General features: G+C 56.0%; 24 protein-coding genes and 2 pseudogenes. 11 read left to right on the forward strand and 15 right to left on the reverse strand.

From position 1 onward, the window contains the following. The first annotated feature begins 80 nt into the window (after positions 1-80). The gene (locus K5I40_RS07895) at positions 81-1,388 is read left to right on the forward strand and encodes a sulfurtransferase (protein ID WP_223074258.1); all 1,308 of its coding nucleotides are present in this window, start codon (positions 81-83) and stop codon (positions 1,386-1,388) included. Here K5I40_RS07895 and K5I40_RS07900 read toward each other — a convergent pair whose 3' ends face one another. Continuing rightward, a complete protein-coding gene (locus K5I40_RS07900; RefSeq protein ID WP_223074259.1) occupies positions 1,389-2,012 on the reverse strand; it encodes a CDP-alcohol phosphatidyltransferase family protein in 624 nt (207 codons plus the stop codon). After that, positions 2,005-2,577: a carboxymuconolactone decarboxylase family protein gene (locus K5I40_RS07905; protein ID WP_375540628.1), complete on the reverse strand. Its 573-nt coding sequence runs from the start codon at positions 2,575-2,577 to the stop codon at positions 2,005-2,007. The genes K5I40_RS07900 and K5I40_RS07905 overlap by 8 nt, the downstream gene beginning before the upstream one ends. 67 nt (positions 2,578-2,644) lie before the next feature. On the opposite strand from K5I40_RS07905, the gene K5I40_RS07910 reads away from it, so the two are divergent. After that, positions 2,645-3,070, forward strand: coding sequence for a pyrimidine (deoxy)nucleoside triphosphate diphosphatase (locus tag K5I40_RS07910; RefSeq protein ID WP_223074260.1), 426 nt, complete (start codon positions 2,645-2,647; stop codon positions 3,068-3,070). On the opposite strand, the gene K5I40_RS07915 is transcribed toward K5I40_RS07910, so the two are convergent. Further along, positions 3,021-3,296, reverse strand: a complete 276-nt coding sequence (locus tag K5I40_RS07915) for a YnjH family protein (RefSeq protein WP_138368759.1) — start codon at positions 3,294-3,296, stop codon at positions 3,021-3,023. The two genes, K5I40_RS07910 and K5I40_RS07915, sit on opposite strands and share 50 nt — an antisense overlap. A 235-nt stretch (positions 3,297-3,531) precedes the next feature. Here K5I40_RS07915 and gdhA point away from each other — a divergent pair, with 235 nt between their 5' ends. Beyond that, positions 3,532-4,875 carry an NADP-specific glutamate dehydrogenase gene (gene gdhA / locus K5I40_RS07920; RefSeq protein WP_039029036.1) on the forward strand — a complete coding sequence of 448 codons (1,344 nt, stop codon included), beginning with the start codon at positions 3,532-3,534 and terminating at the stop codon, positions 4,873-4,875. Positions 4,876-4,968: 93 nt separating this feature from the next. Here the strand turns inward: gdhA and K5I40_RS07925 are convergent, their stop codons facing one another. The 3 genes and pseudogenes from K5I40_RS07925 to K5I40_RS07935 form a co-directional block, all read right to left on the reverse strand. Further along, the gene (locus tag K5I40_RS07925; RefSeq protein WP_223074261.1) at positions 4,969-6,873 is read right to left on the reverse strand and encodes a DNA topoisomerase III; all 1,905 of its coding nucleotides are present in this window, start codon (positions 6,871-6,873) and stop codon (positions 4,969-4,971) included. 4 nt (positions 6,874-6,877) lie between these two features. Further along, positions 6,878-7,920, reverse strand: a pseudogene (selD, locus tag K5I40_RS07930) (selenide, water dikinase SelD). A 117-nt stretch (positions 7,921-8,037) separates the two neighbouring features. After that, positions 8,038-8,589, reverse strand: a complete 552-nt coding sequence (locus tag K5I40_RS07935) for an NAD(P)H nitroreductase (RefSeq protein WP_039029033.1) — start codon at positions 8,587-8,589, stop codon at positions 8,038-8,040. Between the two features lie 165 nt (positions 8,590-8,754). Here K5I40_RS07935 and sppA point away from each other — a divergent pair, with 165 nt between their 5' ends. The 4 genes from sppA (at position 8,755) to K5I40_RS07955 (ending at position 13,831) form a co-directional block, all read left to right on the forward strand. Continuing rightward, positions 8,755-10,611 (forward strand): signal peptide peptidase SppA, encoded by a 1,857-nt coding sequence (gene sppA / locus K5I40_RS07940; RefSeq protein ID WP_223074263.1) that lies wholly within the window; start codon positions 8,755-8,757, stop codon positions 10,609-10,611. A 59-nt stretch (positions 10,612-10,670) separates the two neighbouring features. Then, positions 10,671-11,687, forward strand: a complete 1,017-nt coding sequence (ansA, locus tag K5I40_RS07945; RefSeq protein ID WP_223074264.1) for an asparaginase — start codon at positions 10,671-10,673, stop codon at positions 11,685-11,687. A gap of 9 nt (positions 11,688-11,696) precedes the next feature. Then, entirely contained in the window at positions 11,697-12,338 is a 642-nt protein-coding gene (gene pncA / locus K5I40_RS07950; protein WP_039029030.1) for a bifunctional nicotinamidase/pyrazinamidase, read from the forward strand. Positions 12,339-12,577: 239 nt separating this feature from the next. Further along, positions 12,578-13,831 (forward strand): glycoside hydrolase family 18 protein, encoded by a 1,254-nt coding sequence (locus K5I40_RS07955; RefSeq protein WP_039029029.1) that lies wholly within the window; start codon positions 12,578-12,580, stop codon positions 13,829-13,831. A gap of 47 nt (positions 13,832-13,878) precedes the next feature. Here K5I40_RS07955 and K5I40_RS07960 read toward each other — a convergent pair whose 3' ends face one another. Both K5I40_RS07960 and msrB read right to left on the reverse strand, forming a co-directional pair. Next, positions 13,879-14,157: a YeaC family protein gene (locus tag K5I40_RS07960; protein ID WP_039029028.1), complete on the reverse strand. Its 279-nt coding sequence runs from the start codon at positions 14,155-14,157 to the stop codon at positions 13,879-13,881. A 42-nt stretch (positions 14,158-14,199) separates the two neighbouring features. Beyond that, positions 14,200-14,612, reverse strand: a pseudogene (gene msrB, locus K5I40_RS07965) (peptide-methionine (R)-S-oxide reductase MsrB). A 341-nt stretch (positions 14,613-14,953) separates the two neighbouring features. Here msrB and gapA point away from each other — a divergent pair. Continuing rightward, positions 14,954-15,949 (forward strand): glyceraldehyde-3-phosphate dehydrogenase, encoded by a 996-nt coding sequence (gene gapA / locus K5I40_RS07970; RefSeq protein ID WP_039029026.1) that lies wholly within the window; start codon positions 14,954-14,956, stop codon positions 15,947-15,949. A 75-nt stretch (positions 15,950-16,024) separates the two neighbouring features. Beyond that, positions 16,025-16,909 (forward strand): D-hexose-6-phosphate mutarotase, encoded by an 885-nt coding sequence (locus tag K5I40_RS07975; RefSeq protein WP_223074265.1) that lies wholly within the window; start codon positions 16,025-16,027, stop codon positions 16,907-16,909. Positions 16,910-16,950: 41 nt separating this feature from the next. Here K5I40_RS07975 and K5I40_RS07980 read toward each other — a convergent pair whose 3' ends face one another. Continuing rightward, positions 16,951-17,805 carry an aldo/keto reductase gene (locus K5I40_RS07980; RefSeq protein ID WP_223074266.1) on the reverse strand — a complete coding sequence of 285 codons (855 nt, stop codon included), beginning with the start codon at positions 17,803-17,805 and terminating at the stop codon, positions 16,951-16,953. Between the two features lie 124 nt (positions 17,806-17,929). On the opposite strand from K5I40_RS07980, the gene K5I40_RS24100 reads away from it, so the two are divergent. After that, positions 17,930-18,076 carry a BCCT family transporter gene (locus tag K5I40_RS24100; protein WP_223074267.1) on the forward strand — a complete coding sequence of 49 codons (147 nt, stop codon included), beginning with the start codon at positions 17,930-17,932 and terminating at the stop codon, positions 18,074-18,076. Positions 18,077-18,190: 114 nt separating this feature from the next. Here the strand turns inward: K5I40_RS24100 and K5I40_RS07990 are convergent, their stop codons facing one another. The 3 genes from K5I40_RS07990 to K5I40_RS08000 form a co-directional block, all read right to left on the reverse strand. Then, positions 18,191-18,622, reverse strand: coding sequence for a hypothetical protein (locus K5I40_RS07990; protein WP_223074268.1), 432 nt, complete (start codon positions 18,620-18,622; stop codon positions 18,191-18,193). Positions 18,623-18,924: 302 nt separating this feature from the next. After that, complete coding sequence (locus K5I40_RS07995; protein ID WP_223074269.1) at positions 18,925-19,353, reverse strand: hypothetical protein; 429 nt, start codon at positions 19,351-19,353, stop codon at positions 18,925-18,927. 151 nt (positions 19,354-19,504) lie between these two features. Continuing rightward, positions 19,505-19,948, reverse strand: coding sequence for a hypothetical protein (locus K5I40_RS08000; RefSeq protein ID WP_223074270.1), 444 nt, complete (start codon positions 19,946-19,948; stop codon positions 19,505-19,507). 12 nt (positions 19,949-19,960) lie between these two features. On the opposite strand from K5I40_RS08000, the gene K5I40_RS08005 reads away from it, so the two are divergent. After that, positions 19,961-20,179, forward strand: coding sequence for a hypothetical protein (locus tag K5I40_RS08005; protein WP_251929584.1), 219 nt, complete (start codon positions 19,961-19,963; stop codon positions 20,177-20,179). A 26-nt stretch (positions 20,180-20,205) separates the two neighbouring features. On the opposite strand, the gene K5I40_RS08010 is transcribed toward K5I40_RS08005, so the two are convergent. The 3 genes from K5I40_RS08010 to K5I40_RS08020 form a co-directional block, all read right to left on the reverse strand. Beyond that, positions 20,206-20,586, reverse strand: coding sequence for a hypothetical protein (locus tag K5I40_RS08010; protein ID WP_223074272.1), 381 nt, complete (start codon positions 20,584-20,586; stop codon positions 20,206-20,208). Between the two features lie 140 nt (positions 20,587-20,726). Beyond that, entirely contained in the window at positions 20,727-22,946 is a 2,220-nt protein-coding gene (locus K5I40_RS08015) for a YadA-like family protein (RefSeq protein ID WP_223074273.1), read from the reverse strand. Positions 22,947-24,183: 1,237 nt separating this feature from the next. Next, positions 24,184-24,930 (reverse strand): MipA/OmpV family protein, encoded by a 747-nt coding sequence (locus tag K5I40_RS08020; RefSeq protein ID WP_039029023.1) that lies wholly within the window; start codon positions 24,928-24,930, stop codon positions 24,184-24,186. Positions 24,931-24,945 lie beyond the last annotated feature (15 nt).

Genomic DNA, 24,945 nt, shown 5'->3' on the forward strand with positions numbered 1-24,945 from the left:
GGCAACCTGCGCAAACGCAACGTTTTTAGTCGGGAGGGTTGCCACAATCACGGCTCTTTTCTCTTACGACGGGCATTTCGATGAAACGTGTTTCTCAACTGACCGCGCTGACCGCCGCTTTAGGTCTCGCCGCTTTCTCTTCTTTCGCCGCTGATATGACGCACTCCCTCACCCTGGCTGAGCTTCAACAGCAAAAAGGCGCGGTAATTGATACCCGCGTCAGCGCCTTTTACAACGGCTGGCCCCAGGCACTGAACGGGACCTCCGGGCATGAACCTTCGGCTCTTAATCTTTCTGCCAGCTGGCTGGGCGCGATGAACGAGGCGCAGCTGAAAGCCTGGGCCACGCAGCATCAGTTAACTCAAGCAACCCCCATCGCGTTATACGGCAGCGACAGCGATAACCAGGCCGTGAAGGCGCGGCTGAGCGAGGCGGGCTTCAGTCACATCGCTTTGCTCGGTGACGCCCTGCAAATCCCGGCGCGCCTGCAGCGCCTCGCCCACTTCGAACAGCTGGTTTATCCCCAGTGGCTCAGTCAACTTCAGCAGGGTAAACCCGTGACCGCCGCCCCTGCCGGGGAGTGGAAAGTGATTGAGGCCGCCTGGGGCGCGCCGAAATTTTATCTGCTGAGCCACATTCCCGGTGCGGACTATATCGACACCAACGAGGTGGAGAGCGAACCGCTGTGGAACAAGGTCTCCGATGACGCGCTCAAAGCCATGCTGGCGAAACACGGCATTCGCCATGACACCACGGTGATCCTTTACGGACGCGACGTCTATGCCGCCGCACGCGTGGCGCAAATCATGCTGTATGCCGGGGTGAAAGATGTCCGCCTGCTGGATGGCGGCTGGAAAGCGTGGGACGAAGCCGGCCTGCCGGTTGAGCGCGGCACGCCGGGCAAAGTGACCCCCGCCGCCGATTTTGGCGCGCCAGTTCCCGGTCAGCCGCAGCTGATGCTGAATACTGAACAGGCGCGCGGCCTGCTGCATCGTAAGGACGCCTCGCTGGTGAGCATCCGCTCGTGGCCGGAGTTTACCGGCGTCACCAGCGGCTACAGCTACATCAAGCCCAAAGGTGAGATTCAGGGCGCTCGCTGGGGCCATGCGGGGAGCGATGCCACCCATATGGAAGATTTCAAGAACCCGGACGGCACCATGCGCAGCGCGGACGATATCGCGGCCATGTGGAAGGAGTGGCATATCGTGGCGGATCAGCAGGTGGCGTTTTACTGCGGCACCGGCTGGCGGGCATCTGAAACCTTTATGTACGCCCGGGCGATGGGCTGGAAAAACGTCGGCGTCTACGACGGAGGCTGGTACGAGTGGAGCAGCAACCCGCAGAACCCGGTGGCAACCGGGGAACGCGGGCCAGACAGTTCACTGTGATCACGGCTGGCGCTGAACGTTTTTCAGCGTCAGATACCCGCTCCAGATGCGCGTTGCGGTGGTGAGCCAGCACAACGCGCCAAACACCCACGCCAGCCAGCCGAAATGCGCCGGGAACAGGCAAAAAAGCACAAACAGCAGCAGCGTTTCCGTCCCCTCCGTCAGGCCCCCCAGATAGTAAAACGACTTATGGGCATAGCCCGGATTATCAATCTCATGCTTCGCGGCCAGCGCCGCAAACGCCAGAAAACTGCTCCCGGTGCCGATAAAGGCAAACAGCAGCCAGGCGGCGGGCAGCGCGTTCTGAATGGGATCGGCGAGGGCAAAACCAAAGGGCACCAGGGCGTAGAACAGGAAGTCGAGAGAGATATCGAGAAAACCGCCAGCATCGGTCAGCCCGCGCCGCCGGGCCAGCGCCCCGTCCAGCCCGTCAAGCAGACGGTTCAGCACAATGGCCACCAGCGCCGCCAGATACCAGCCCAGCGCCAGAAACGGCAGCGCCAGCAACCCGATGGCAAAGCCAATCAACGTAATACCGTCCGGGGTGATGCCCGGTTTATCAAGGGTGGTTACCAGCCGGTTAAGCAGCGGCTTGATGCGCGGGTGAAGGTGACGGTCAAGCATCGCGTTTCTCTCCTGCCACTGCACACAATCCCTGCGAGGGGATCTCCAGCGCCGCGTTAAAGCGGGCCGACAAATTCTGGAAAGCGATCAGGGCCGTCATCTCGGTGATCGCCTCATCGTCAAAGTGACGGCGCAGCGCCGCTTTGGTGGCCTCATCAACCCTCGGCGGCGTGGCGGTCACCGCCTCCGCATAGGCCAGCGCGGCGCGCTCTTTATCGTTGAACAGGCTGCTGTCGCGCCATGTTGCCACCGCCTGCACCTTATCCAGCCCACCGCTGCGTTCTGCCAGGCGCAGCGCGTTGGCGTCGATGCAAAATGCGCAGTGGCAGATCTGCGAGATGCGGGTCATCAGCAGCGATCGCAGTACCGGCTCGAGCGGCGATTTTTTACGCTCCAGAAAGCCGACAAACAGCGCCACCAGCCAGAAGAGCCGGGGCATGCGTCCCCACCAGCGCAGGGGATTAAGCACCGCGCCATAATGTTTTTTCTGCATCGAGGCGACTGGCGTTAGAATGGCGGGGATGGATTCGATGGGTTTAACCCAGACTGGCGGTATCTCTTTCACAGGATGCTCCCTGGCGTGTTAAGTGCGCAGATCCTAACTCTTTTTCTCTCAACCATTATTGACGATCATGCTAAAAACACTCGATGTTGTCTGCGCTATTCTCGAACGGGATGGCAAAATTTTACTGGCGCAACGCCCTGAGCATGCGGATCAGCCGGGTTTGTGGGAGTTTGCCGGGGGTAAAGTGGAAACCGGGGAGACGCAGCCCGACGCGCTGGTGCGTGAGTTGCGCGAGGAGCTTGGCATTGAAGCCCGCCCTGCCCGCTACGTCGCCAGCCATCAGCGGGAAGTGTCGCAGCGACTCATCAATCTGCACGCCTGGCACGTACCGGAATTTACCGGCGCGCCCGAAACGCACTACCACAGCCAGCTGGTGTGGTGTTCACCGCGCGAGGCGCTGGAGTACGATCTCGCCCCGGCGGATATCCCTTTACTTGAAGCGTTTATTCTCTTACGCGACGCCACACCAGCGGATTCGTGCTCAGGGCATTAGGATCGCGCTGGCACTGCAACAGTACCCCTTCGGCTTTTACCACTGCCCCTTCTGAATAGTTTTGATCCTGATAAATGCAGCACTGGTTGCACGGCGGCGGACGCTGACCGCTGGAGCTGAAGATCTCCGGCGGGATATTCACATCCACGCCGGTGCCAAACCGCTGGTCGGCCTGACTGCCGGCCGAGAAAACCCCAAGCAAAACAGCCATCACAATACGCTTCATAGACGTCTCTTCCTGTTGTGTCCTGATAATCACTATAACGGTAAAAAGTGGCCGAAGCTTTAATCCCGCCGGTCATCGTTTTTTGTTATGACCCGGCGCGTTTAATGAATTTATCTGGACGGCGAAATTTCGCTTGCATTCAAAAGGCCATCGGGTGGTATAGTCGAAAAACACAACAACATGTATATATTTGTAACAAATAGAACAACCTTAAATATAAGAGGAACTTATAGTTATGGACCAGGCTTGCTCCCTTGAATCCTTTTTGAATCGTGTTCAACAGCGTGACCCGCACCAGAGCGAATTTGCTCAGGCAGTACGTGAAGTAATGACCACCCTCTGGCCATTCCTGGAACAAAATCCCCGCTATCGTCAGATGTCCCTGCTTGAGCGCCTGGTTGAACCTGAACGCGTGATCCAGTTCCGCGTGGTATGGGTCGATGACCGCAATCAGGTGCAGGTCAACCGTGCCTGGCGCGTGCAGTTCAGCTCCGCGATTGGCCCGTTCAAGGGCGGGATGCGTTTCCACCCGTCGGTAAACCTGTCGATCCTGAAGTTCCTCGGCTTTGAGCAGACCTTTAAAAATGCCCTGACCACCCTGCCTATGGGCGGCGGGAAAGGCGGCAGCGACTTTGATCCGAAAGGCAAGAGCGAAGGCGAAGTGATGCGTTTCTGCCAGGCGCTGATGACTGAACTCTACCGTCACCTGGGCGCGGATACCGACGTACCGGCCGGGGATATCGGCGTGGGCGGTCGCGAAGTGGGCTTTATGGCCGGGATGATGAAAAAACTCTCCAACAACAGCGCCTGCGTCTTTACCGGGAAAGGCCTCTCCTTCGGCGGCAGCCTGATCCGCCCGGAAGCCACCGGCTACGGTCTGGTCTATTTCACGGAAGCGATGCTGAAGCGTCACGGGATGAGCTTTGACGGGATGCGGGTTGCGGTTTCCGGCTCCGGCAACGTGGCCCAGTACGCAATCGAGAAAGCGATGGAGCTGGGCGCGCGGGTGATCACCGCCTCTGACTCCAGCGGTACCGTGGTTGACGAAGCGGGCTTCACTACCGAAAAACTGGCGCGCCTGTGTGAGATCAAAGCCAGCCGCGACGGCCGCGTGGCCGATTATGCCCGTGAGTTCGGGCTGGTCTATCTGGAAGGCAAACAGCCGTGGGCCGTACCGGTGGATATCGCCCTGCCGTGCGCCACCCAGAACGAACTGGACGTGGATGCCGCGCACCAGCTGATCGCCAACGGCGTGAAAGCGGTGGCCGAAGGGGCCAACATGCCAACCACCATCGAAGCCACCGACCTGTTCCTGCAGGCTGGCGTGCTGTTCGCACCGGGTAAAGCGGCGAACGCCGGCGGTGTGGCAACCTCAGGCCTGGAGATGGCGCAGAACGCCGCGCGTATGGGCTGGAAAGCGGAGAAAGTGGATGCGCGTCTGCATCACATCATGCTGGATATTCACCACGCCTGCGTCGAGTACGGCGGCGAGGAGAAGCAGACCAACTACGTTCGCGGCGCGAACATTGCCGGGTTTGTGAAAGTGGCGGATGCGATGTTGGGTCAGGGTGTGATCTGATTCTGTGGCTGTGCCGGGTGGCGCTGCGCTTACCCGGCCTACGGTTCGTGCTTTTGTAGGCCGGGTAAGGCGTAGCCGCCACCCGGCAATTCCTCAGGCCGCACTCTTCTTCTTAAACTTTTTCTTCTTGTCGCCGCCCGGCGCCACCATGCCGCGAAAATCCCTCACCGAGGTGTTACGCGCCTGGTTGATCAGATCGAATAACGTTCCCACCAGCGGCTGCATAAAGTCCTGATAGCGACACTGCTTCTCGCTGATCTGGGTCAGCACTGACTCCCAGTGCGCGGTCATGTCCGGTCTGGCGGCCATCTCCGGCAGAGAGTGGATCAGCGCCCGGCCCGCGTCCGTCGAGTGGATATAGCGCCCTTTCTTGTGCAGAAAACCGCGTTTGAACAACAGCTCGATAATCCCGGCGCGGGTCGCTTCCGTTCCCAGCCCGTCGGTGGCGCGCAGGATCTTCTTCAGATCTTTATCCTGCACAAAGCGGGCGATCCCGGTCATGGCAGAAAGGATTGTGGCGTCGGTGAAGTGGCGCGGTGGCTGGGTTTGTCGCTCCACCACTTCGCCTTTCTCGCACAGCAGCTCGTCGTTTTTCGCCACCACCGGCAGCGGCGTACCGTCGTTCTCCTCGTCCCGCTCTTTATTGCCCAGCAGCGTGCGCCACCCGGCTTCCGCGAGGAATCGGGCTTTAGCGATAAACTTGCCTTTGGCGATCTCCAGCTCAATAACGCACTTGCGGAACACCGCATCCGGGCAGAACTGCATCAGATACTGGCGGGCCACGAGGTTATAGACCTTCGCTTCGTTATCCGTCAGGTTGACGGAACTGCTTCGTGCCGTCGGAATAATGGCGTGGTGAGCATCCACCTTTTTATCGTCCCAGCAGCGGTTGCGGGTGTCCGGGTTGACCACCGGCTGCGGCACCAAATCGGGAGCGTGCGCGGCAATGGCGTTCAGTACCGCGTGACGCCCGGCGAAATGCTCTTCCGGCAGGTAGCGGCTGTCGGAACGCGGATAGGTAATCAGCTTGTGCGTCTCATACAGCTTCTGGCAGATATCGAGCACGTTTTGCGCGCTCAGGCCATAGCGTTTTGCCGCTTCTATCTGCAAAGCAGAAAGCGAGAACGGCAGCGGCGCAGGTTCTGATTCCCGTTTATCGTTATAGCTGGTGACCACAGCGGGCTGACCCTGGATGCGGGTCACCACGTGATCGGCCAGCGGTCGATGCAGCAGACGCCCCTCTTCATCCTGATAGGGTTCGCAGGCCTCGCTAGGCTGCCACACCGCGGTAAAGCGTTCGTCTTTCGGGGTGACGATATGGGCTTTCACCTCGAAGTAGTCTTTGGCGACAAAGTTCTCGATCTCCTCATCGCGACGCACCACCAGCCCCAGCACCGGGGTCTGCACCCGGCCCACCGAGAGCACACCCTGATACCCGGCGTTACGCCCGAGAATGGTATAGGCGCGGGTCATGTTGATGCCGTACAGCCAGTCAGCGCGGGCGCGGGCCAGCGCCGAAACGCACAGCGGGACAAACTCGCTGTTGGCGCGCAAACGCGAAATGGCCCGCTCGACCGCCTGCGGGTTGAGATCGTTAATCAGACAGCGCTGCACCTGCTGGCGTTTTTCCGGGGCCAGACTCAGGTAATCCAGCACTTCGTCCACCAGCAGCTGACCTTCACGGTCCGGGTCACCGGCGTGGATCACTTCCGTCGCCTCATTCAGCAGCCGCTTAATCACGTTCAGCTGTTTGGTCACCGACGGGCGCGGCTGCAGCTGCCACTTTTCCGGCACGATGGGGAGATCGTTAAGATTCCAGCGCGCGTAGCGGCTGTCGTAGGCGTCCGGCTGGGCCTGCTCCAGCAGGTGGCCGATACACCAGGTGACCACCTGCCCGTTTGCGCACTCAATATAGCCATCGCCCTTGCGATGCGGTTTGGGTAAAACATCCGCAATCGCCCTGGCGAGGCTCGGTTTTTCGGCAATAAATAACCGCATTGAATTAACGGATCTCAATCATCGGACGGCCGCCGCGGGCGATCACCAGTTCGCCAATGGCGGTGAGGGCGATGCCATACTCGGCGGCGGTCGCGCGGACGTCGTCTTCGGCGTCCGGGGTTACGGCCAGCAGCAGGCCGCCGGAGGTCTGCGGGTCGCACAGCAGATCGCGCCACTCGGCAGGCATGTCGCCCATCAGATGACCGTAGCTGGCGAAGTTACGCTGCGTGCCGCCCGGGACAGCGCCCTGGGTAATGTAGGCTTCGACGCCCGGCAGTTTAGGTATGTCCTGATACCAGAGCTGCGCCTGCACGCCCGCGCCATGACACACTTCGCTGAGGTGGCCCAGCAGCCCGAAGCCCGTCACGTCGGTCATCGCCTTCACGCCGTCGATATTGGCAAAGGCGGCACCGGCCAGGTTCATCTGACACATCACTTCCGTCGCCAGCCCTTTGTGCTCTGGCAGCAGCAGTGATTTTTCTCGGCGGTGGTGAGCACGCCGATACCCAGCGGCTTGGTGAGGAACAGCTTGCAGCCCGCTTCAGCGGTGCTGTTGCGTTTGACGCGCTCCGTTGGCACCACGCCCGTGACCGCCAGGCCGAAAATCGGCTCCGGGGCATCGATGGAGTGGCCACCCGCCAGGGCGATCCCCGCCTGCTGGCAGGCAAAACGCCCACCCTCGATCACCTCGCGGGCGATCTCCGGGGCCAGGGTATTGATCGGCCAGCCGAGGATCGCAATCGCCATGATCGGCTTGCCGCCCATGGCAAAAATATCGCTGATGGCGTTGGTGGCCGCGATGCGCCCGAAGTCGTACGGGTTGTCGACGATCGGCATGAAGAAATCGGTGGTGCTGATGATGCTGGTGCCGTTGCCCAGATCGTAGACGGCGGCATCGTCGCGGGTTTCGTTGCCCACAAGCAGGTTCGGGTCGACAAACTTCGCCTGCTCGCTGTGCAGGATGGTCTCCAGCACTTTAGGTGAAATTTTACAACCGCAACCGGCTCCATGGCTGTATTGCGTTAAACGAATGGCTTGCTCGCTCATGACAATCTCCTTTCATTACAATTGCACTATGTTAGCGCTCATTCCATTAAGTGATAAGTATGACTGTCTGAATTCTGCTGCGCTTGCTCAGGATCCAGACAGTTTTTATGAGGATGTTCAGAATCGGGTGACGAAAGGCGCGGTGTCGGGCACGGAAACGGTGGTCGAGGCTTTAAGCTGCGGGGTGCCCAGATAGAGGAAACCGACGATTTTATCGTCTGCGCCGCAGTCGAGGCCTTCACGCACCACCGGGCTGTCGGTTAACGCGCCGCTGCGCCAGATACCGTTGTAGCCTTGTGCAACCGCCGCCATCTGCATCGCCATCACCGCGCAACCGGCAGACATCTCCTGCTCCCACACCGGTACTTTGTGCTGCGGCTGGCATTTGGCGACCACGGCGATGATCATCGGGGCGCGGAACGGCGCGTTGCGGGCTTTCTCAATCGCCTTCTCATCCTGGCCGGCAGCGATGGCACCTTTTTCCAGCAGCGTGCTGAAGCGATCGCGTCCGTCACCCTCGATGATAAAGAAGTGCCACGGCTGTAAGGTGCCGTGGTCCGGGGCACGCATCCCGGCGCGGAGAATGTTGTCCAGCTGTTCGCCAGCCGGAGCAGGCTCCGCCAGGCGCGAGGCGCTACGACGGTTAACAAGCAGTTCGAGTGCATCCATTGGGTTAACTCCTGTCTTGAAATTTACTCAAAATTAACACGACGGCAGATTTTGTTACAGCGTAGCAGGCGATTCCTGCTGACAAGTGACGGTCGGGTCATTACGATAGCCCGACAACACCGTCCAGCGTGGACGGACAGGTAATTATCTGGACAGGGAGAATACATGCGAACCCTCTGGCGACTGCTTGCCGGTTTTTTTAAATGGACGTGGCGACTGCTTAATTTCGTCCGCAACCTGGTGATGAACCTCTTTTTCATCCTTATTGTGATGGTTTGCGTCGGTGTCTGGATGCACCTCAGCGCCACCAGCCAGAGCCAGAACGCCGGGCGCGGCGCGCTGCTGCTGGATATTACCGGCGTGGTAGTGGATAAACCGTCCACCAGCAATCGACTTGGCGTACTGGGCCGCCAGCTGTTTGGCGCTACCAGCGACCGTCTGCAGGAGAACTCGCTGTTCGATATCGTCGACGCCATTCGTCAGGCGAAGGACGATCGCAACATTACCGGCATCGTGCTGGATCTGAAAAACTTTGCCGGGGCGGATCAGCCTTCAGTGCAGTACATCGGTAAAGCGCTGCGCGAGTTCCGCGACAGCGGCAAACCGGTGATTGCGGTGGGCGATAACTACAGCCAGGGGCAGTACTATCTGGCGAGCTTTGCCAACAAAGTGTGGCTTTCGCCGCAGGGCAGCGTGGATCTGCACGGCTTTGCCACCAATGGTCTCTATTACAAATCGCTGCTCGACAAGCTGAAGGTCACCACCCACGTCTTCCGCGTCGGGACCTATAAATCCGCCGTTGAGCCGTTTATCCGCGACGATATGTCCCCTGCGGCCCGTGAAGCGGACAGCCGCTGGATTGGCGAGCTGTGGCAGAACTACCTGAGCACCGTTGCCGCGAACCGCCAGATCACCGCTGAGCAGGTATTCCCGGGCGCGCAGGGCGTGCTCGACGGGCTGCGTAAGGTGGATGGCGATACCGCGAAATATGCTCTGAACAGCAAACTGGTTGATGCCCTGGGCTCCAGCGCCGAGGTTGAAAAATCCCTGACCAAACAGTTCGGCTGGAGCAAAGAGGAGAAGAACTTCAGCGCCATCAGCTTCTACGATTATCAGGCGAAAAAACCGGCCGATACCGGGGATAGCATCGCCGTGGTCTTTGCTAACGGGGCGATTATGGATGGCGAAGAGACGCCGGGTAACGTCGGGGGTGATACCACCGCCGCACAGATCCGCGACGCGCGTCTCGATCCGAAAGTGAAAGCCATCGTCCTGCGGGTCAACAGCCCGGGCGGCAGCGTCAGCGCATCAGAAGTGATCCGCGCTGAACTGGCAGCCGCGCGCGCCGCCGGTAAGCCGGTGGTGGTTTCGATGGGCGGTATGGCGGCATCCGGTGGCTACTGGATCTCCACCCCGGCGAACTACATTGTGGCGAACCCGAGCACCCTCACCGGCTCGATTGGCATCTTCGGGGTGATTAACACCGTCGAAAACAGCCTCGACTATCTGGGCGTGCATACCGACGGCGTCGCCACCTCACCGCTGGCCGACATCTCCGTGACCAAAGCGCTGCCGCAGGAAGTGTCGCAGATGATGCAGCTCAGCATTGAGAACGGCTATAAGCGTTTTATCACCCTGGTGGCCGACTCCCGTAAGCGAACCCCGGAGCAGATCGACCAGATTGCGCAGGGTCACGTCTGGACCGGCCAGGATGCGAAGAACAACGGTCTGGTGGATAACCTGGGCGACTTCGACGATGCCGTGGCGAAGGCCGCTGAGCTGGCGAAACTGAAGCAGTGGCACATCGATTTCTATCAGGATGAGCCGACCTTTATGGATCTGGTGATGGACAGCTTCTCCGGCTCGGTAAAAGCCATGCTGCCGGACGCGATGCAGGCTTACCTGCCTGCCCCGGTCGCCACGGCGGCGAAAGCGGTCAAAGCGGAGGGCGACAAGCTGGCCGCCTTTAACGATCCGCAAAACCGCTACGCGTTCTGCCTCACCTGCGCTAACGTACGTTAATCCTCATCCCCTCTTCTGCGAAGAGGGGATTTTTTTTTGAAGCAAACGAACATAACATCATGCAAAAGAAATCAATTTATGTGGCCTATACCGGCGGTACCATCGGTATGCAGCGCTCGGAAAATGGCTACATTCCGGTATCCGGCCACCTGCAACGCCAGCTGGCGTTAATGCCCGAATTCCATCGCCCGGAGATGCCGGACTTCACCATCCACGAATACGATCCGCTGATGGACTCTTCCGACATGACCCCGGAAGACTGGCAACATATCGCTGACGACATCAAGGCGCACTACGACGACTACGATGGCTTCGTGATCCTGCACGGCACCGACACCATGGCGTTTACCGCCTCGGCGCTGTCGTTCATGCTGGAAAACCTCAGCAAGCCGGTGATCGTCACCGGGTCGCAGATCCCGCTGGCGGAGCTGCGCTCCGACGGGCAGATCAACCTGCTCAACTCCCTGTACGTGGCGGCCAACTTCCCGATTAACGAAGTGAGCCTGTTCTTCAACAACCGGCTCTATCGCGGGAACCGCACCACCAAAGCCCATGCCGACGGCTTTGACGCCTTTGCCTCGCCGAACCTTACGCCGCTGCTGGAAGCGGGGATCCATATCCGCCGCCTCGGCACGCCGCCAGCGCCGCATACCTCCGGCGAGCTGGTGGTGCATCCCATTACCCCACAGCCTATCGGCGTGGTGACGATCTATCCGGGCATCTCCGCCGACGTGGTGCGTAACTTCCTGCGCCAGCCGGTGAAAGCGCTGATCCTGCGCTCCTACGGCGTGGGCAATGCGCCGCAGAATGGCGAATTCCTGAAAGAGCTGCAGGAGGCGAGCAGCCGGGGGATTGTGGTGGTGAACCTGACCCAGTGCATGTCCGGCAAGGTAAATATGGGAGGCTATGCCACCGGTAATGCCCTGGCCCATGCGGGGGTGATCAGCGGCTTCGATATGACGGTCGAGGCGACGCTGACTAAACTTCACTACTTACTCAGTCAGGATCTGGATGTGCAGGCGATCCGCACCGCAATGATGCAAAACCTGCGTGGCGAACTGACGCCAGACGAATAAGGAGCCCCTATGAAGCAACGAGCCCTGTTACTGGTCGATTTACAAAATGATTTTTGCGCCGGCGGCGCGCTGGCGGTAGCCGAAGGCGACAGCACGGTAGATGTTGCCAACGCGCTGATCGGGTGGTGTAAAGCACGCGGCGAAGCGGTGGTTGCCAGCCAGGACTGGCATCCGGCGGATCACGGCAGCTTTGCCAGCCAGCATAACGTTGAGCCCTTTACCCAGGGCGAGCTGGACGGCCTGCCGCAAACCTTCTGGCCCGATCACTGCGTGCAGCACAGCGAAGGCGCAGAGCTGCATCCCCTGCTCAACAGCAAAGCCATTGACGCGGTGTTTCAGAAGGGCGAAAACCCGAACATCGACAGCTACAGCGCCTTTTTTGATAACGGCCACCGGCAGAAAACCGGGCTGGATCAGTGGCTGCGCCATCACGAGATCGTGGAGCTGATCGTGATGGGGCTGGCGACGGACTACTGCGTGAAGTTTACCGTGCTGGACGCGTTGCAGCTGGGCTACCGGGTGAATGTGATCACCGACGGCTGTCGCGGGGTGAACATTCAGCGTCAGGACAGCGCCCAGGCGTTTATGGACATGGCGGCGGAAGGCGCCACGCTTTATACGCTGGCGGACTGGCAGGAAACCCAGGCGTAGCGCGCCTGTTCGCCGGGTGGCGCTGACGCTTACCCGGCCTACAAAATCAACAACCGGCATCGGACACGTAGGCCCGTACAAGCGCAGCGCCGCCGGGCAATCCGGCAACCCGCACGATCTCCCATAAAGTGAACTCCCTCCCACTCTCAGCGCAGCGGTAATGCTATTCTTTTTCGGCTGTTTTTTCGCCACGCCTTTCCGTGGCGTGGTTATTTTTATTCAGTCAAAGAGGAACTTGTATGAAACGTTTGCCATTGCTGGCAGCTTTACCCCTGCTCTGCGCCTCGGTTGCTTCCGCCAGTTCGATGATGTCCGTCGGCTATTTCAACGGTGGCGGCGATGTCACTGCCGGACCGGGCGGGGATATCAATAAACTGGACGTGCGCCAGATAACCCACCTGAATTACTCCTTTGGCCTGATCTATAACGACGAGAAAGACGAAACTAACCCGGCGTTAAAAGATCCAGCCAGGCTGCACCAGATCTGGTTATCTCCTAAGGTGGAAGCCGATCTGGCCCTGCTCCCTGTCCTGCGTAAGCAGAACCCCAACCTTAAGGTGCTGCTCTCCGTCGGCGGCTGGGGCGCTCGTGGTTTCTCGGGTGCAGCATCAACCCCGGAGACCCGGGCGGTGTTCATCCGCTCCGCCGACGCTATCGTTGAGAAATACGGACTTGATGGGATCGATCTGGACTGGGAGTATCCGGTCAACGGCGCGTGGGGACTGGTCGCCAGCAAGCCTGAAGATCGGGCTAACTTTACCGCACTGCTGAAAGAGCTGCGTGCCGCGTTCGGCGATAAAAAACTGGTGACCATCGCCGTTGGTGCCAATGCAGAAAGTCCGAAAAGCTGGGTGGACGTGAAAGCGGTGGCCCCGCTGCTCGATTACATCAACCTGATGACCTACGACATGGCGTACGGCACTCAGTACTTCAACGCCAACCTGTATGACTCCAGCGCCTGGCCGACCGTTGCCGCCGCGGATAAATACAGCGTCGATTTTGTGGTGAACAACTATCTGGCCGCCGGGCTGAAACCGCAGCAGATGAACCTGGGCATCGGTTTTTATGGTCGCGTGCCGAAGCGCGCCGTTGAGCCGGGCATCGACTGGAGCAAACCGGATGCGCAGAAAAATCCCGCAACGCAGCCTTACTTCAGCGCACAGCAGATCGAACTGTTCAAATCCCTGGGCTACGATCTGACCAAAGATACCTACGTGAAGTACAACGACATCGTGAAGACTTTTTTAAACGATCCGCAGAAACGCTTTACGGAACAGTGGGACGATGAGGCCAAAGTGCCGTGGTTATCGGTGAAGTCTGATGACGGCAAGCCGCTGTTCGCCCTGTCGTATGAAAACCCGCGCTCGGTGGCGATCAAAGCGGACTACATCAAAGAGAAAGGACTGGCAGGCGCCATGTTCTGGGAGTACGGCGCGGATGATAATAACCAGCTGGCGAAGCAGTTAGCTGACTCGCTGGGGATCAAACACTAACGGCATCAAAAAGGCCCGGTGAGAGGATCGCCGGGCCGCAGTCGCCATCAATGCATTTTCAGCGTCGCGATGGATTTCGGCGCAATACCAAAATCTTCTTTCAGCTGCTGTTTGCTCTTCATCACCATCTGACCCTGGGTGTCGATGGTCATGTGCTGCGCGTCGGTGTTATTGCGCGCCTGCCACAGCATCACCAGCTGCAGGCAGTTCTCTTTCTGCTCCGGGGTCAGCGCCACGCCATCGGCCCATTTGCCCAGCTCAACCGCCGTGACCAGACGCTGATAAACTTCCGGCGTCATGCCGTTAATCATCTCTTCAATGTTCATGTTTTATCCTGAGGTGAAGGAATAATTTGCTGAATCGATTTTTCAACCTTTGGTCTGGTCGCCGTTCTGGTCATCGGTGAAGCTTAATGAGGCGGAATTGACGCAAAAACGCTCCCCTGTCGGCTGAGGGCCATCCGGGAAGACGTGACCGAGATGGGCATCACAGTTTCCACAGCGGATCTCAATGCGCTCCATCCCGTGGCTGGTGTCCTTCAGATAGTGAATCGCCTCTTCACTGACCGGTTCATAGAAGCTCGGCCAGCCGCAGCCAGAATCGTATTTGCTCTGGGAGTTAAACAGGGCGGCGTCACACACCAGGCAGTGGTATACACCATCCCGCTTATTATGCAGCAGACGCCCGGTAAACGGGGGTTCCGTACCGTGGTGCTGGGTTACGTAGAACTGCATTTCTGTGAGGTTTTTTTCAGTTCATCGGAGTTATGTTGATTCGACATAGGCTTACATCTCGCAGTTGAAACAGACTACTTTTACCGTCGATTCTAACAAAACATTAACACTGAAGTATGAACTTTTGTTCTAAACTTACTCGTTGCGCAGAGGTGCTCAGACAAATGTGATCCAGTCCACGTTTTTATGTGGGCAGCCCTTTAAAATTCCGTGCGCAGGCCCCATATGGGTGCTAGCTCCAAGGGAATGTGAGGTAGGTCAATCGAGCAAAGCTAGTGCGAAGGATTGATTTGTCGCAATGATTGACACGATTCCGCTTGACGCTGCGTAAGGTTTTTGTAATTTTACACGCAACCTTTTATTCACTAACAAATAGCTGGTGGAATATATGACTATCAAAGTAGGTATCAACGGTTTTGGCCGTATCGGCCGTATTGTTTTCCGTGCTGCTCAGGAACGTTCTGACATCGAAATCGTTGGTATCAACGATCTGTTAGACGCTGAATACATGGCGTACATGCTGAAGTACGACTCAACTCACGGTCGTTTCAACGGCACCGTTGAAGTGAAAGACGGCCACCTGGTTGTCAACGGCAAAACCATCCGTGTTACTGCTGAAAAAGATCCAGCTAACCTGAAGTGGGGCGAAATCGGTGTTGACGTTGTTGCTGAAGCAACCGGTATCTTCCTGACTGACGAAACTGCGCGTAAGCACATCACCGCTGGCGCGAAAAAAGTTGTTCTGACTGGTCCATCCAAAGACAACACCCCAATGTTCGTTAAAGGCGCTAACTTCGAGAAGTATGCTGGCCAGGACATCGTTTCCAACGCATCCTGCACCACCAACTGCCTGGCGCCACTGGCTAAAGTTATCAACGACAACTTCGGTATCGTTGAAGGCCTGATGACCACCGTTCACGCTACCACCGCAACTCAGAAAACCGTTGATGGCCCGTCTCACAAAGACTGGCGCGGCGGCCGCGGCGCAGCTCAGAACATCATCCCTTCTTCTACCGGTGCTGCTAAAGCAGTAGGCGTAGTTCTGCCAGAACTGAACGGCAAACTGACTGGTATGGCGTTCCGCGTTCCTACTCCAAACGTATCTGTTGTTGACCTGACCGTTCGTCTGGAAAAAGCAGCAAGCTATGAAGAAATCAAGAAAGCAATCAAAGCGGCTTCTGAAGGCGCAATGAAAGGCGTTCTGGGTTACACCGAAGACGACGTTGTTTCTACCGATTTCAACGGCGAAATCTGCACTTCCGTGTTCGATGCTAAAGCAGGTATCGCACTGAACGACAACTTCGTGAAACTGGTTTCCTGGTACGACAACGAAACCGGCTACTCTAACAAAGTTCTGGACCTGATCGCTCACATCTCCAAATAAGTGAGATGAGAAACTGATCCAAAAAGGCGACCTCGGTCGCCTTTTTTTATGGCATTAAAGACAGAGGATTGCGTAATGATTAAAACAATTTTTGCACTTCCGGTAGTCGAACAGCTTACCCCTGTGCTTTCCCGCCGTCAGATTGACGATGTTGAAGTGATTGTGGTCGAACATCCGCAGGTTCAGGCTTCCGTTGCCCTGCAGGGCGCGCACCTGCTCTCCTGGCAGCCTGAGGGCGAAGTAGAAGCCCTGTGGCTGAGCGATATCACCTCGTTCAAAAAAGGCGCCGCTATTCGCGGTGGCGTGCCGATCTGCTGGCCGTGGTTTGGCCCGGCCGCTCAGCAGGGGCTGCCGTCACACGGTTTTGCCCGCAACCTGCCGTGGACGCTGAAAGCGCACAACGAAGATGAATCCGGCGTGGTGTTGACCTTTGAACTGCAAAGCGATGACGAGACGCGCAAACTTTGGCCGCACGACTTCACCCTGTACGCGCGCTTTAAGCTGGGTAAAACCTGTGAGATCGAACTGGAAGCGCACGGTGAATTTGAAACCACCTCTGCCCTGCACACCTACTTCAACGTCGGCGACATCGCTGCCGTTACCGTGAACGGCCTTGGCGATACCTTTATCGACAAGGTGGATAACGCGAAAGAGGGCCGACTGACCGACGGCGCGCAGACCTTCCTGGATCGTACCGACCGCGTCTATCTGAACCCGGAAGCCTGTAGCGTTATCGAAGATACCGCCCTGAACCGCGCGATTGAAGTTATCCATCACCATCACAGCAACGTGGTTGGCTGGAACCCTGGTCCGGCGCTCTCCGTCAGCATGGGTGATGTTCCGGATGACGGGTATAAAACCTTCGTCTGCGTGGAAACCGCCTGCGTCAGCGAACCGCAAAAAGCGACGGAAGAGAAACCTACCCGTCTGGGACAAACCATTCACATCGTGAAGCGTTAATCCCTGCTCTTGCCCTCTCATGCTGAGAGGGCATTTCGTTGTTACACCACGTCCAACGGCGTTTTCTGCTGCGGTGCCGGGAAGGCCGCATCCAGCTGCTGCAAGGCTTCTGCTGAGAGTGAAATCTCCAGCGCCCCCGCATTCTCCTCCACGTGCGCTATCGTCGACGCTTTCGGGATGGCAATCACCCCGCGGTGACGAATAACCCACGCCAGCAGAACCTGCGCCGCCGTGGCGTTGTACTCTCGGGCAATCGCATTGACCACCGGGTGATTCATCAGCCCGGTGCGCAGCCGCCCGGCCTGCGCCAGCGGGCAGTAGGCCATCACCGGCATATTTTGCTGCTGACACCAGGGCAGCAGGTCATATTCGATCCCGCGTGAGGCCAGATGGTACAGCACCTGATTGGTGGCGCACGCATGGCCGCCCGGCGTCTGCCAGAGTTCATGCATATCCGCATAGTCAAGATTAGAGACGCCCCAGCGGCCAATTTTGCCCTGCTGTTGCATGGTCTCCATCAGCCCGACGGTCTCTTCCAGAGGGTAATTTCCACGCCAGTGCAGCAGATAAAGGTCAATACGATCGGTTCCCAGACGGCGCAGGCTGGCTTCGCAGGCGGCGATGCCTTTTTGTCCCCCGGCATTCCACGGGTACACTTTGGAGACCAGAAAAACCTTATCGCGCTGGCCTTTGATCGCCTCCCCCACCACCTCTTCCGCGCCGCCCTCGGCATACATCTCGGCGGTGTCGATTAGCGTCAGTCCCCGCTCGATACCTGCCCGCAGGGCATCGCTCTCCTGGCGGCGTTGACTCGCCTTTTCACCCATATACCATGTGCCCTGGCCGATGGCTGGCAGCACTCTGTTGTCGACAAAGGTGACGGTTTTTTCGCTCATAATATGCTCCTGTTTGTCTGCACCACCCTAAAACAAACGGGGCGCCAGAGCCCCGTTATGATGCACAAATTGAATCATCAATAACGGTGAAAATGCACACATATTATGGTTCGACTACTGAAAGTTGGGACTGTCGCAATATGATGATATTAAACCCGGCCCCGGCGGCTCCCATCCCGGTTTTAGGTGCCATTCCCGGTTTGCGATGATATTTTCTGCCGGTACAGGAACAGGCATGATATTTTTGGGCGCCGCTGAGCCGGTCATCTAATCCATTTCCGCGCCAGTAGATACACCTGAGATAATCACAGCGGTCGCGCCAGGATCAAAACCTTCAGGCCTCGATAATCTTGCGGCCTGAATTTCTTTGGCTGAGTGGTGTTGGTTAACGGCCAATAGTGCCGCCAGTATTGGTGCGATCATCAAACCACCTACCCAGCACCCTTCCATATGTATCCGTGATTGAATACTGCGCCTGGTCGACGCTGAACAACAGTACACCATTAATCACACGCGCACGCTCCACCAACTGACCTTCATAACGAACCTCTCTCGGCTGCACACGAATGGCCTTATTACCGAGACGCTGGCCATTCGAGGAAAATATGGAGTAGGTGCCGGTGAATCTGGTGAAGACTTTGCTGCGCTTCTCCGCCGCAGCGTTTTGAGCCGGAGTTTTGTTAAGATTGCAGGTGTTTCCGGCGTTCATCTCGGTGCATCCGGAGCGCTTTAATTGCTGACGATATTGGGCATTCATAGCCTGAACCGGAGTTGCGGCTATTGTCGCCAGGATGAGAGTTATTATCATATTTTTCATGATTATTTTTTCCAGTTCGTCAGACGCTTCAAACTATGCCTACCACGCTGTTAAGAGTTGCGACCCAGCGTGAACCATCGCCAGCAATTGAGAAGCGTTCTGGCGATAAGGCACTGCCGGGGCATTAGTCATATTGAGACAGATCGATGCGCCAGGTTTGAAGTTGCTAAAAAAAACCCCGCCTCAGTTTTAGAATCTGGGGCGAGGTGCGCAATGCGCTATCAACACAAAGTCACTAACACTCTCTTTGCCGCCATTAACGGCGGCGAACCAATGGCCTCTTAACGTGAAGGCCGATTCTTTTATGCGTTCTCTACAGGAACAAGTACGGAAGCAATAGCGAGGCGCGCGGTGCGTCGCTCTTTGAACAGCCAGCGCCATATCAGCAGGTTTATCGGAATGATCACAAGCGGTCGGAAATAGATCTGGGGCGAGTAATCAAAGAGTAACTCCGCAATAGCATCAACGCTCCGTTGATACCGATCAGCCAACGAAATAAAACTGATAGACAAACCAGCAACGGAGAGCAAAAGTGAAATGCTGCACGCTTTCCAGAAACTCATTTCTGGCCACTCCCCTTCGGCATACTTCCAGTTGAACCAATAACCGATGGCCGCCAGCATCAGCAGAAGAAACAGGTAACCGCCGCTGCATACATCTACCAGGGTCAACAGGGGGATCGCAGACAAGCACAGCCAAATTGCCAGGATTACCGCTTTATAAATTTTCATATTCCTTTGCCTAATCCCGCCGCTTTTCGCAGCGGGATACAAGTGATCGCTAGTTTTCCGGGTAAACGATAATGGTCAAACTGTTTTCCTGTATTCCCAACACCAGAGATTGGGGCTAATAAATCTGGCGAAAAAAGGGTAAACCCCATTATTAGCCGCGCTCAATAACTCCACGATCGTGTGTGTCGGCATTTTCCCAGAAGCTGCCTCCCGTTGTGTAAATCACAAATGTACGGTTGTTTTTGCCGTTGATGATAAGCATATCGTTCAAAATGGTGGCTTTTACTGGCTTTCCGTCGACGGTCGTTTTTCCTGCACCAATATGAATGTTTGCAATGCGTTGACCGTTTGGACGGTGCGCCACATAGTTCCCTTCAAACTTTTGTAGGTCAGACTTCGCAGCAGGTGCCTCGCCGTCACTGAATCCTGCGGCCTCGTTTTGCGCTTTCGTTTTATGAATATCACAGCCCTGAACTTCTGTGACCTGATTGCAACCTGAGCGAATAAGTTGGTCACGGTAATGCGCATTGATAGCGTGAGCTGCTGGCGCTGCGATGACGACCGATACAGCCAGGAATGTAAGCATTTTTTTCATGTTCAATTACCCATGATGATGGCGATTGCCGTGGTGATGACCATTGTCGTCATTGTCGTGGTGCCTATGGTGGTGATCATCTTTGTGATCATCCTTTTTGGAGTCATCTTTGTTGTATTTATGCTTTGCGACGGCAGTAGCGACCGCTGCGGCGCCCACACCGACGGCTGCGGCGGAAAGATAGGGGTGTTCTGCGCAACCGGCCAACGCTGCGGTCATGGTGAGTGCTAACATCATTTTTTCATATTAATTTCTTCTTATCGTTGTGCTTCTGCTTCTACCTGGACAATCTCTTTTCGGAGTTCAGCCCGGCGCTTAGCATAGAACGCATGTACTTCGGGGGATTGTTCATTCCATAGAGCAGCGGATTTGCGCTCATAGTTGACGGTGCAAGCTGCACGGTCATTGTTTGCAACGGACTCGATTTCCTGGCGACCGGATCCTTCAACAGGTGTAAGACCATTAAGACGGCCGTGATACTTCTCGGTAACCAATTGCTGGCATCGCAGATTCGCGCGAGCGTAGATTTGGCGAGTAGCGCGAAACTGAGCCAGTTCATCACCCAGGGTGTCACGCTCCTGCACAGCGCAGCCAGCGAGGGTTACAGCCACCAGCGCGGAGATTACGTAACGTTTCATGTTGGTTCCTGAAAAAAAGCCACTGACGCGGCTCTGTGATGTTTTGCCGTCGGCATAGCGTCGGGCGTTGTCGTAAAGGTTTATGCTCATCGTTTTTCTGTACAAGAGGGGGCTTGCGCCCCCCTGTTGGTGGGAAGTGATTACCAGCCTACAGCCATGCCAGCGCCTGCACCGACGTTGCCTTGGGTATCCCAGCTCAGACCTGATTTCAGGGTCACAGAGCTGGACAGGCGGGTGCTGATACCAGCGGCGATAGCGTTCTCGCCGTTGAAGGTGCCTACACCCATACCGAAGTTACCGGACTGATCCGCCTGAACCTGCGGGATCTGGGTCAGTGCAATCGCACCAGCCACACCAGCGCGGAACTCTTTACGGTCTTTGTTCTGCTGGTTTTGCAGCTTTTTAAAGTTGGTCTGGTTGTTGGCTTCCAGATCCTGAATGCGGGATTCATGGTCAGCCAGTTGCTTGCTGTTGGCCGCTACCTGCTTATTGGTTTTGTCCTGCTCTGCTTTCTGCTGCTGGATACGCGCATCAGTATCGGCAAAGCGCTGATCGACCACTGCGGAGCGCTGCTGGAATACTGAGGTTTCCACCTTCTGGTTTACTGCGGTTTGCAGGGCTGCGAAGTGCTGGCGTTCAGTGTCGGCGTTCTGCTTAACAACATCGGCATTGGATTGAGCGCGAGCGGCGTTCTGCTTAATGCTGGTGGAGTTGGCCGCAACGTCAGTTTTGTCAGCTTTCACAGAATCCAGGCTCTGCTCAGCGCTGGTGGCGCGTTGCTGCTCAGTGTCGATATTGGCGCGGTTTTTGGAGATCGCGTCGCCGTCGTACTGCTCATCCAGGTTTACACGCTGTTGCAGGGCGCTCAGGACGTTTTTGGTTGCGTCCACATCCGCTTTGTTGGTGGCAACGCCAGCCTTGTTGTCTTTAACCTGCTGGACTACAGCCGGGTCAAAGTCTTTACCGTCCTTACCATCCTGACCTGCAACACCCTGAATGCCTTGGATACCCTGAGCGCCATCTTTACCAGCGGCACCAGTGGCACCCTGATCCCCTTTATCTCCTTTATCGCCTTTCAGGCCTTGGATACCCTGCGCACCCGTATCGCCTTTATCGCCTTTATCGCCTTTATCGCCCTTATCACCTTTCAAGCCTTGCGCACCTGTCGCGCCAGTATCGCCTTTAAGACCCTGGATGCCTTGATCGCCTTTCGCACCCTGCGCCCCGGTGGCTCCGGTGGCTCCGGTATCGCCTTTGTCACCCTTAACGCCCTGGATCCCCTGAGCACCGTCTACGCCGTCACGGCCAGCCGCGCCAGTGTCGCCCTTATCGCCTTTTGGCCCAGGGGTAAGCTGGATGTTGTCAATACGGTTAGACAGATCCTGCTCGGCATTGGTGGCGCGAGTGGTTTCGGTAGCGATGGTCGCAGCGTTATCAGCTACGCCCTGTTTGTTGGTGTCGATACGTCCGGCCAGTTGGCCCGCGATGGTATTCGTATCCTTCTGAGCCTGTGCAATGGCATCAGCATTGGTTTTCACACCAGCTGCGTTGTCTTTTGTGGCCTTATCCAGGTCCTTGTTGATCGATGTCTGGATGCCCTGAGCAGTCTGCCAGTCTGCGCGATCCAGTTTCCTGGCGATCTCGGTATCCTGAGCGGCCTGGCCTGCGTCATAAGTGGTCTGATCGACTTTGTTCGCAATAGCGACGATGTTATCAGCTACACCTTTTGCGTTAGCCTGCTCAGCGGCAGTGGCACGGACAGTTTCGGTAGTTACTTTCACCTGAGTAGATACGGCCAGCTGGTTCATAGCGGTAGAGTTACTCTGCGCCTTCGCTGCTGCAGCGTCAGCGGTTTTTTGTGCGTTGGTGGCTTTGGTGCCAACATTGACCAGCTCGGCATTAACGCGATTGGTTTCAGCGGCGGCTGCTTTATCCTGGCGATCCTGATCGGCTTTGAAAGCTGTCTGGTCAACTTTGCCCGTCATGGAGGTAGTAGCAGCATCAGCGGTAGTCTGAGCCTTCGCGATTGCGGTATCCTGAGATACGTTTTTGCTATTAAGGTTGCCGTTAACTGCTTGCTGAGCCTTTTCCAGTAGTTTCAGGGAAGAGGCCAGATTATCGGCTTTGTCAGAGGCCTGCTGAATCTTGGCAGAAGCGGCCTGCTGATCAGCGGTATAAGTAGAGGTATCAACCTTGTCACCCAGTACTGCGGTGTTCGTGTTAATTTTCGCATCTTGCGAAGCGTCATAGGCGGTCTGGCCTGGTGCAGTGAGAACAGGTGCTACAGGGGTAGATGCAGCTGCATTTGCACTGGATGTGATTACGGTCAAAACTACGGTGGCGATGAGTGATTTCTTCATGTTGAGTCTGCTATTATTAATTTGATCTGGGTTGTGTTAACTCGACTGTTTGGCGACGAGAGAGTTAACGTGATTTAGTTTCTGCGGCGGGGGAAACCTCGCCGTGCTTAGCCATGAACTGTTCCAGATCCTCCCCGAACATATCCTGTCTCGTTCGCCTTAGCCGGTGAGCGGCTTCCCGGACGTATTCATAAAGCGATTCATCGATTCGAGTAATGAGCATGCGCCGTCTTTTTTTGCACGGGTACTTACTGAGTCGGTGCTTTGGGTAGGTCTGTTTTTAAATATTCATAGAGCCCCACCTTGTAGCTTTTTTATCCACAATGGCGGTCTGGGGTCGAAGAATGCAGGCGGGTCAGAAACATGTCAATATGTAAAAGTGTTTAATAATTGTTGCATTACACATGAGATTAATTCAATTTAAACTCTCATCAACTTTCAAGCGAAAGAAAATAAAAAGTCATAAATAAATAATAATTCTTGTGACTATTACCACTTAAAAATTTTATAGAAAATCATTCAATAGTCTGACAAATGTCTGAAGTCTACTTAACTTCCTATACTGCAATACTTAGCAATATCTTATTACCAACGCTAACCCTTCAACTTTCCCCTTTCTCACCTGGTGTGCTTTAGCTTTCAGGAATGTTAACCATCAAAGGTGTGATCCCCGGTGAATCTCCTCATTTTGTTTTAATTTGGTTAATTTTTTAAAATTGATGTAAAAACACACAACCCATAACTTCCTTCGAAGCACAAAAAAAAAGCCCCAAAGTTTGATGTCAGTCATTTTTGACTATAGGGAAAGTTATGAGCAAAGTGACTGATACAATAAAAATGAAGGCAGGAAGGACGATGATAATGACTTCTATGGTGGATAGTTTACCTATAAGACTGAAGAGAATTACATGGGTTCAGAAGAACAACTAGTCAGCATATAGTGTTATGCGAAGAATACTTATCATGGCTTTATTGATAGCCGAAACTCCCCGTTATCCACTATCCCTGTAGAGTTAGCCGTGACAGTGACTAACAGTTATAACCGGATGACACTATACGAAGTATGCAAGTTATCCTTTATGCTTAGTAAGGGGAACTGCATGCGGTAACATCTATTGTCGTGAGTATTAAGGTGTAAGAACAGGGTTGTAAAAAAACCCGCACATGGCGGGTTCTTAAGGAAGATAGTGAGTTTTGTCGATTTGTTGAGATATCTGACTCTACACACATTGCACAATCAGAAACTGTAGGTTACACCCACCGACATCAGCCCGGTCCAGGACTTGTCGACCATTGGGCTGTCTTTCACCTCATCGCTAAGACGGGCATAGCGGCCGGTGCCGTAGACGTTCCAGTCAGTCGCGAACTTGTAGCTGGCGGTCAGCTCCAGGTACGGCTTCCAGCTGTCGTCTGCATCATAGCTGTGCAGCCCGCTGCGACGTGCTTCGTCACGGGACACGCCATAATAGTAGTCGTTGTAGTTGTCGCTGTTGTACTCCACGCCGATGCCGGGCGTCAGCGTCAGACCGCCGTTGGTGTAGCGGTACAGCCACGCCAGATCCCAGATATAACCGTTGCTGTTGTCGAGCGTGTCGCCCGCCAGCGCGGTACGCAGGAAACCGTACTCGGTGTTATGTACCCAGGAAATCCCGGCCATCATGGTGCTCTTACGCTTGTCGAGCTGACGCAGCTGACGGTTGTCGCTGTCGCCAGGTTTGAAGTGCGTCGGGTCGTAATAGGCCATGATGGAGAGTTTGTCGGTCTGGTCGTTCCACAGATAGTAGCCGCCGCCCAGTCCGCGGAACCAGAAGTTATCCCCTTCATAAGTGATAACCGGAACCGGGTAGAAATCGCGATCGTACTGTTTGTAAGGGCTATTGATTACGCCGACACCAGCACCAACAGACCACTGATTCTCCGCATATGCTGTACTCACTGAGGTGGCAACGATAATCCCCAGTGCCAGAAGTTTGAGTTTGGTCACAATCCATTCTTTCCT

Source organism: Leclercia sp. LTM14 (genome assembly GCF_023736175.1).
Taxonomy (GTDB): Bacteria; Pseudomonadota; Gammaproteobacteria; order Enterobacterales; family Enterobacteriaceae; genus Enterobacter; species Enterobacter barmai.

Excerpts from the sequence above, each read along its gene's own strand:
- K5I40_RS07895 (WP_223074258.1), top strand. The coding sequence starts at position 81 with ATGAAACGTGTTTCTCAACTGACCGCGCTGACCGCCGCTTTAGGTCTC.
- K5I40_RS07900 (WP_223074259.1), bottom strand. The coding sequence starts at position 2,012 with ATGCTTGACCGTCACCTTCACCCGCGCATCAAGCCGCTGCTTAACCGG.
- K5I40_RS07910 (WP_223074260.1), top strand. The coding sequence starts at position 2,645 with ATGCTAAAAACACTCGATGTTGTCTGCGCTATTCTCGAACGGGATGGC.
- K5I40_RS07915 (WP_138368759.1), bottom strand. The coding sequence starts at position 3,296 with ATGAAGCGTATTGTGATGGCTGTTTTGCTTGGGGTTTTCTCGGCCGGC.
- gdhA (WP_039029036.1), top strand. The coding sequence starts at position 3,532 with ATGGACCAGGCTTGCTCCCTTGAATCCTTTTTGAATCGTGTTCAACAG.
- K5I40_RS07925 (WP_223074261.1), bottom strand. The coding sequence starts at position 6,873 with ATGCGGTTATTTATTGCCGAAAAACCGAGCCTCGCCAGGGCGATTGCG.
- K5I40_RS07935 (WP_039029033.1), bottom strand. The coding sequence starts at position 8,589 with ATGGATGCACTCGAACTGCTTGTTAACCGTCGTAGCGCCTCGCGCCTG.
- sppA (WP_223074263.1), top strand. The coding sequence starts at position 8,755 with ATGCGAACCCTCTGGCGACTGCTTGCCGGTTTTTTTAAATGGACGTGG.
- ansA (WP_223074264.1), top strand. The coding sequence starts at position 10,671 with ATGCAAAAGAAATCAATTTATGTGGCCTATACCGGCGGTACCATCGGT.
- pncA (WP_039029030.1), top strand. The coding sequence starts at position 11,697 with ATGAAGCAACGAGCCCTGTTACTGGTCGATTTACAAAATGATTTTTGC.
- K5I40_RS07955 (WP_039029029.1), top strand. The coding sequence starts at position 12,578 with ATGAAACGTTTGCCATTGCTGGCAGCTTTACCCCTGCTCTGCGCCTCG.
- K5I40_RS07960 (WP_039029028.1), bottom strand. The coding sequence starts at position 14,157 with ATGAACATTGAAGAGATGATTAACGGCATGACGCCGGAAGTTTATCAG.
- gapA (WP_039029026.1), top strand. The coding sequence starts at position 14,954 with ATGACTATCAAAGTAGGTATCAACGGTTTTGGCCGTATCGGCCGTATT.
- K5I40_RS07975 (WP_223074265.1), top strand. The coding sequence starts at position 16,025 with ATGATTAAAACAATTTTTGCACTTCCGGTAGTCGAACAGCTTACCCCT.
- K5I40_RS07980 (WP_223074266.1), bottom strand. The coding sequence starts at position 17,805 with ATGAGCGAAAAAACCGTCACCTTTGTCGACAACAGAGTGCTGCCAGCC.
- K5I40_RS07990 (WP_223074268.1), bottom strand. The coding sequence starts at position 18,622 with ATGAAAAATATGATAATAACTCTCATCCTGGCGACAATAGCCGCAACT.
- K5I40_RS07995 (WP_223074269.1), bottom strand. The coding sequence starts at position 19,353 with ATGAAAATTTATAAAGCGGTAATCCTGGCAATTTGGCTGTGCTTGTCT.
- K5I40_RS08000 (WP_223074270.1), bottom strand. The coding sequence starts at position 19,948 with ATGAAAAAAATGCTTACATTCCTGGCTGTATCGGTCGTCATCGCAGCG.
- K5I40_RS08005 (WP_251929584.1), top strand. The coding sequence starts at position 19,961 with ATGATGATGGCGATTGCCGTGGTGATGACCATTGTCGTCATTGTCGTG.
- K5I40_RS08010 (WP_223074272.1), bottom strand. The coding sequence starts at position 20,586 with ATGAAACGTTACGTAATCTCCGCGCTGGTGGCTGTAACCCTCGCTGGC.
- K5I40_RS08015 (WP_223074273.1), bottom strand. The coding sequence starts at position 22,946 with ATGAAGAAATCACTCATCGCCACCGTAGTTTTGACCGTAATCACATCC.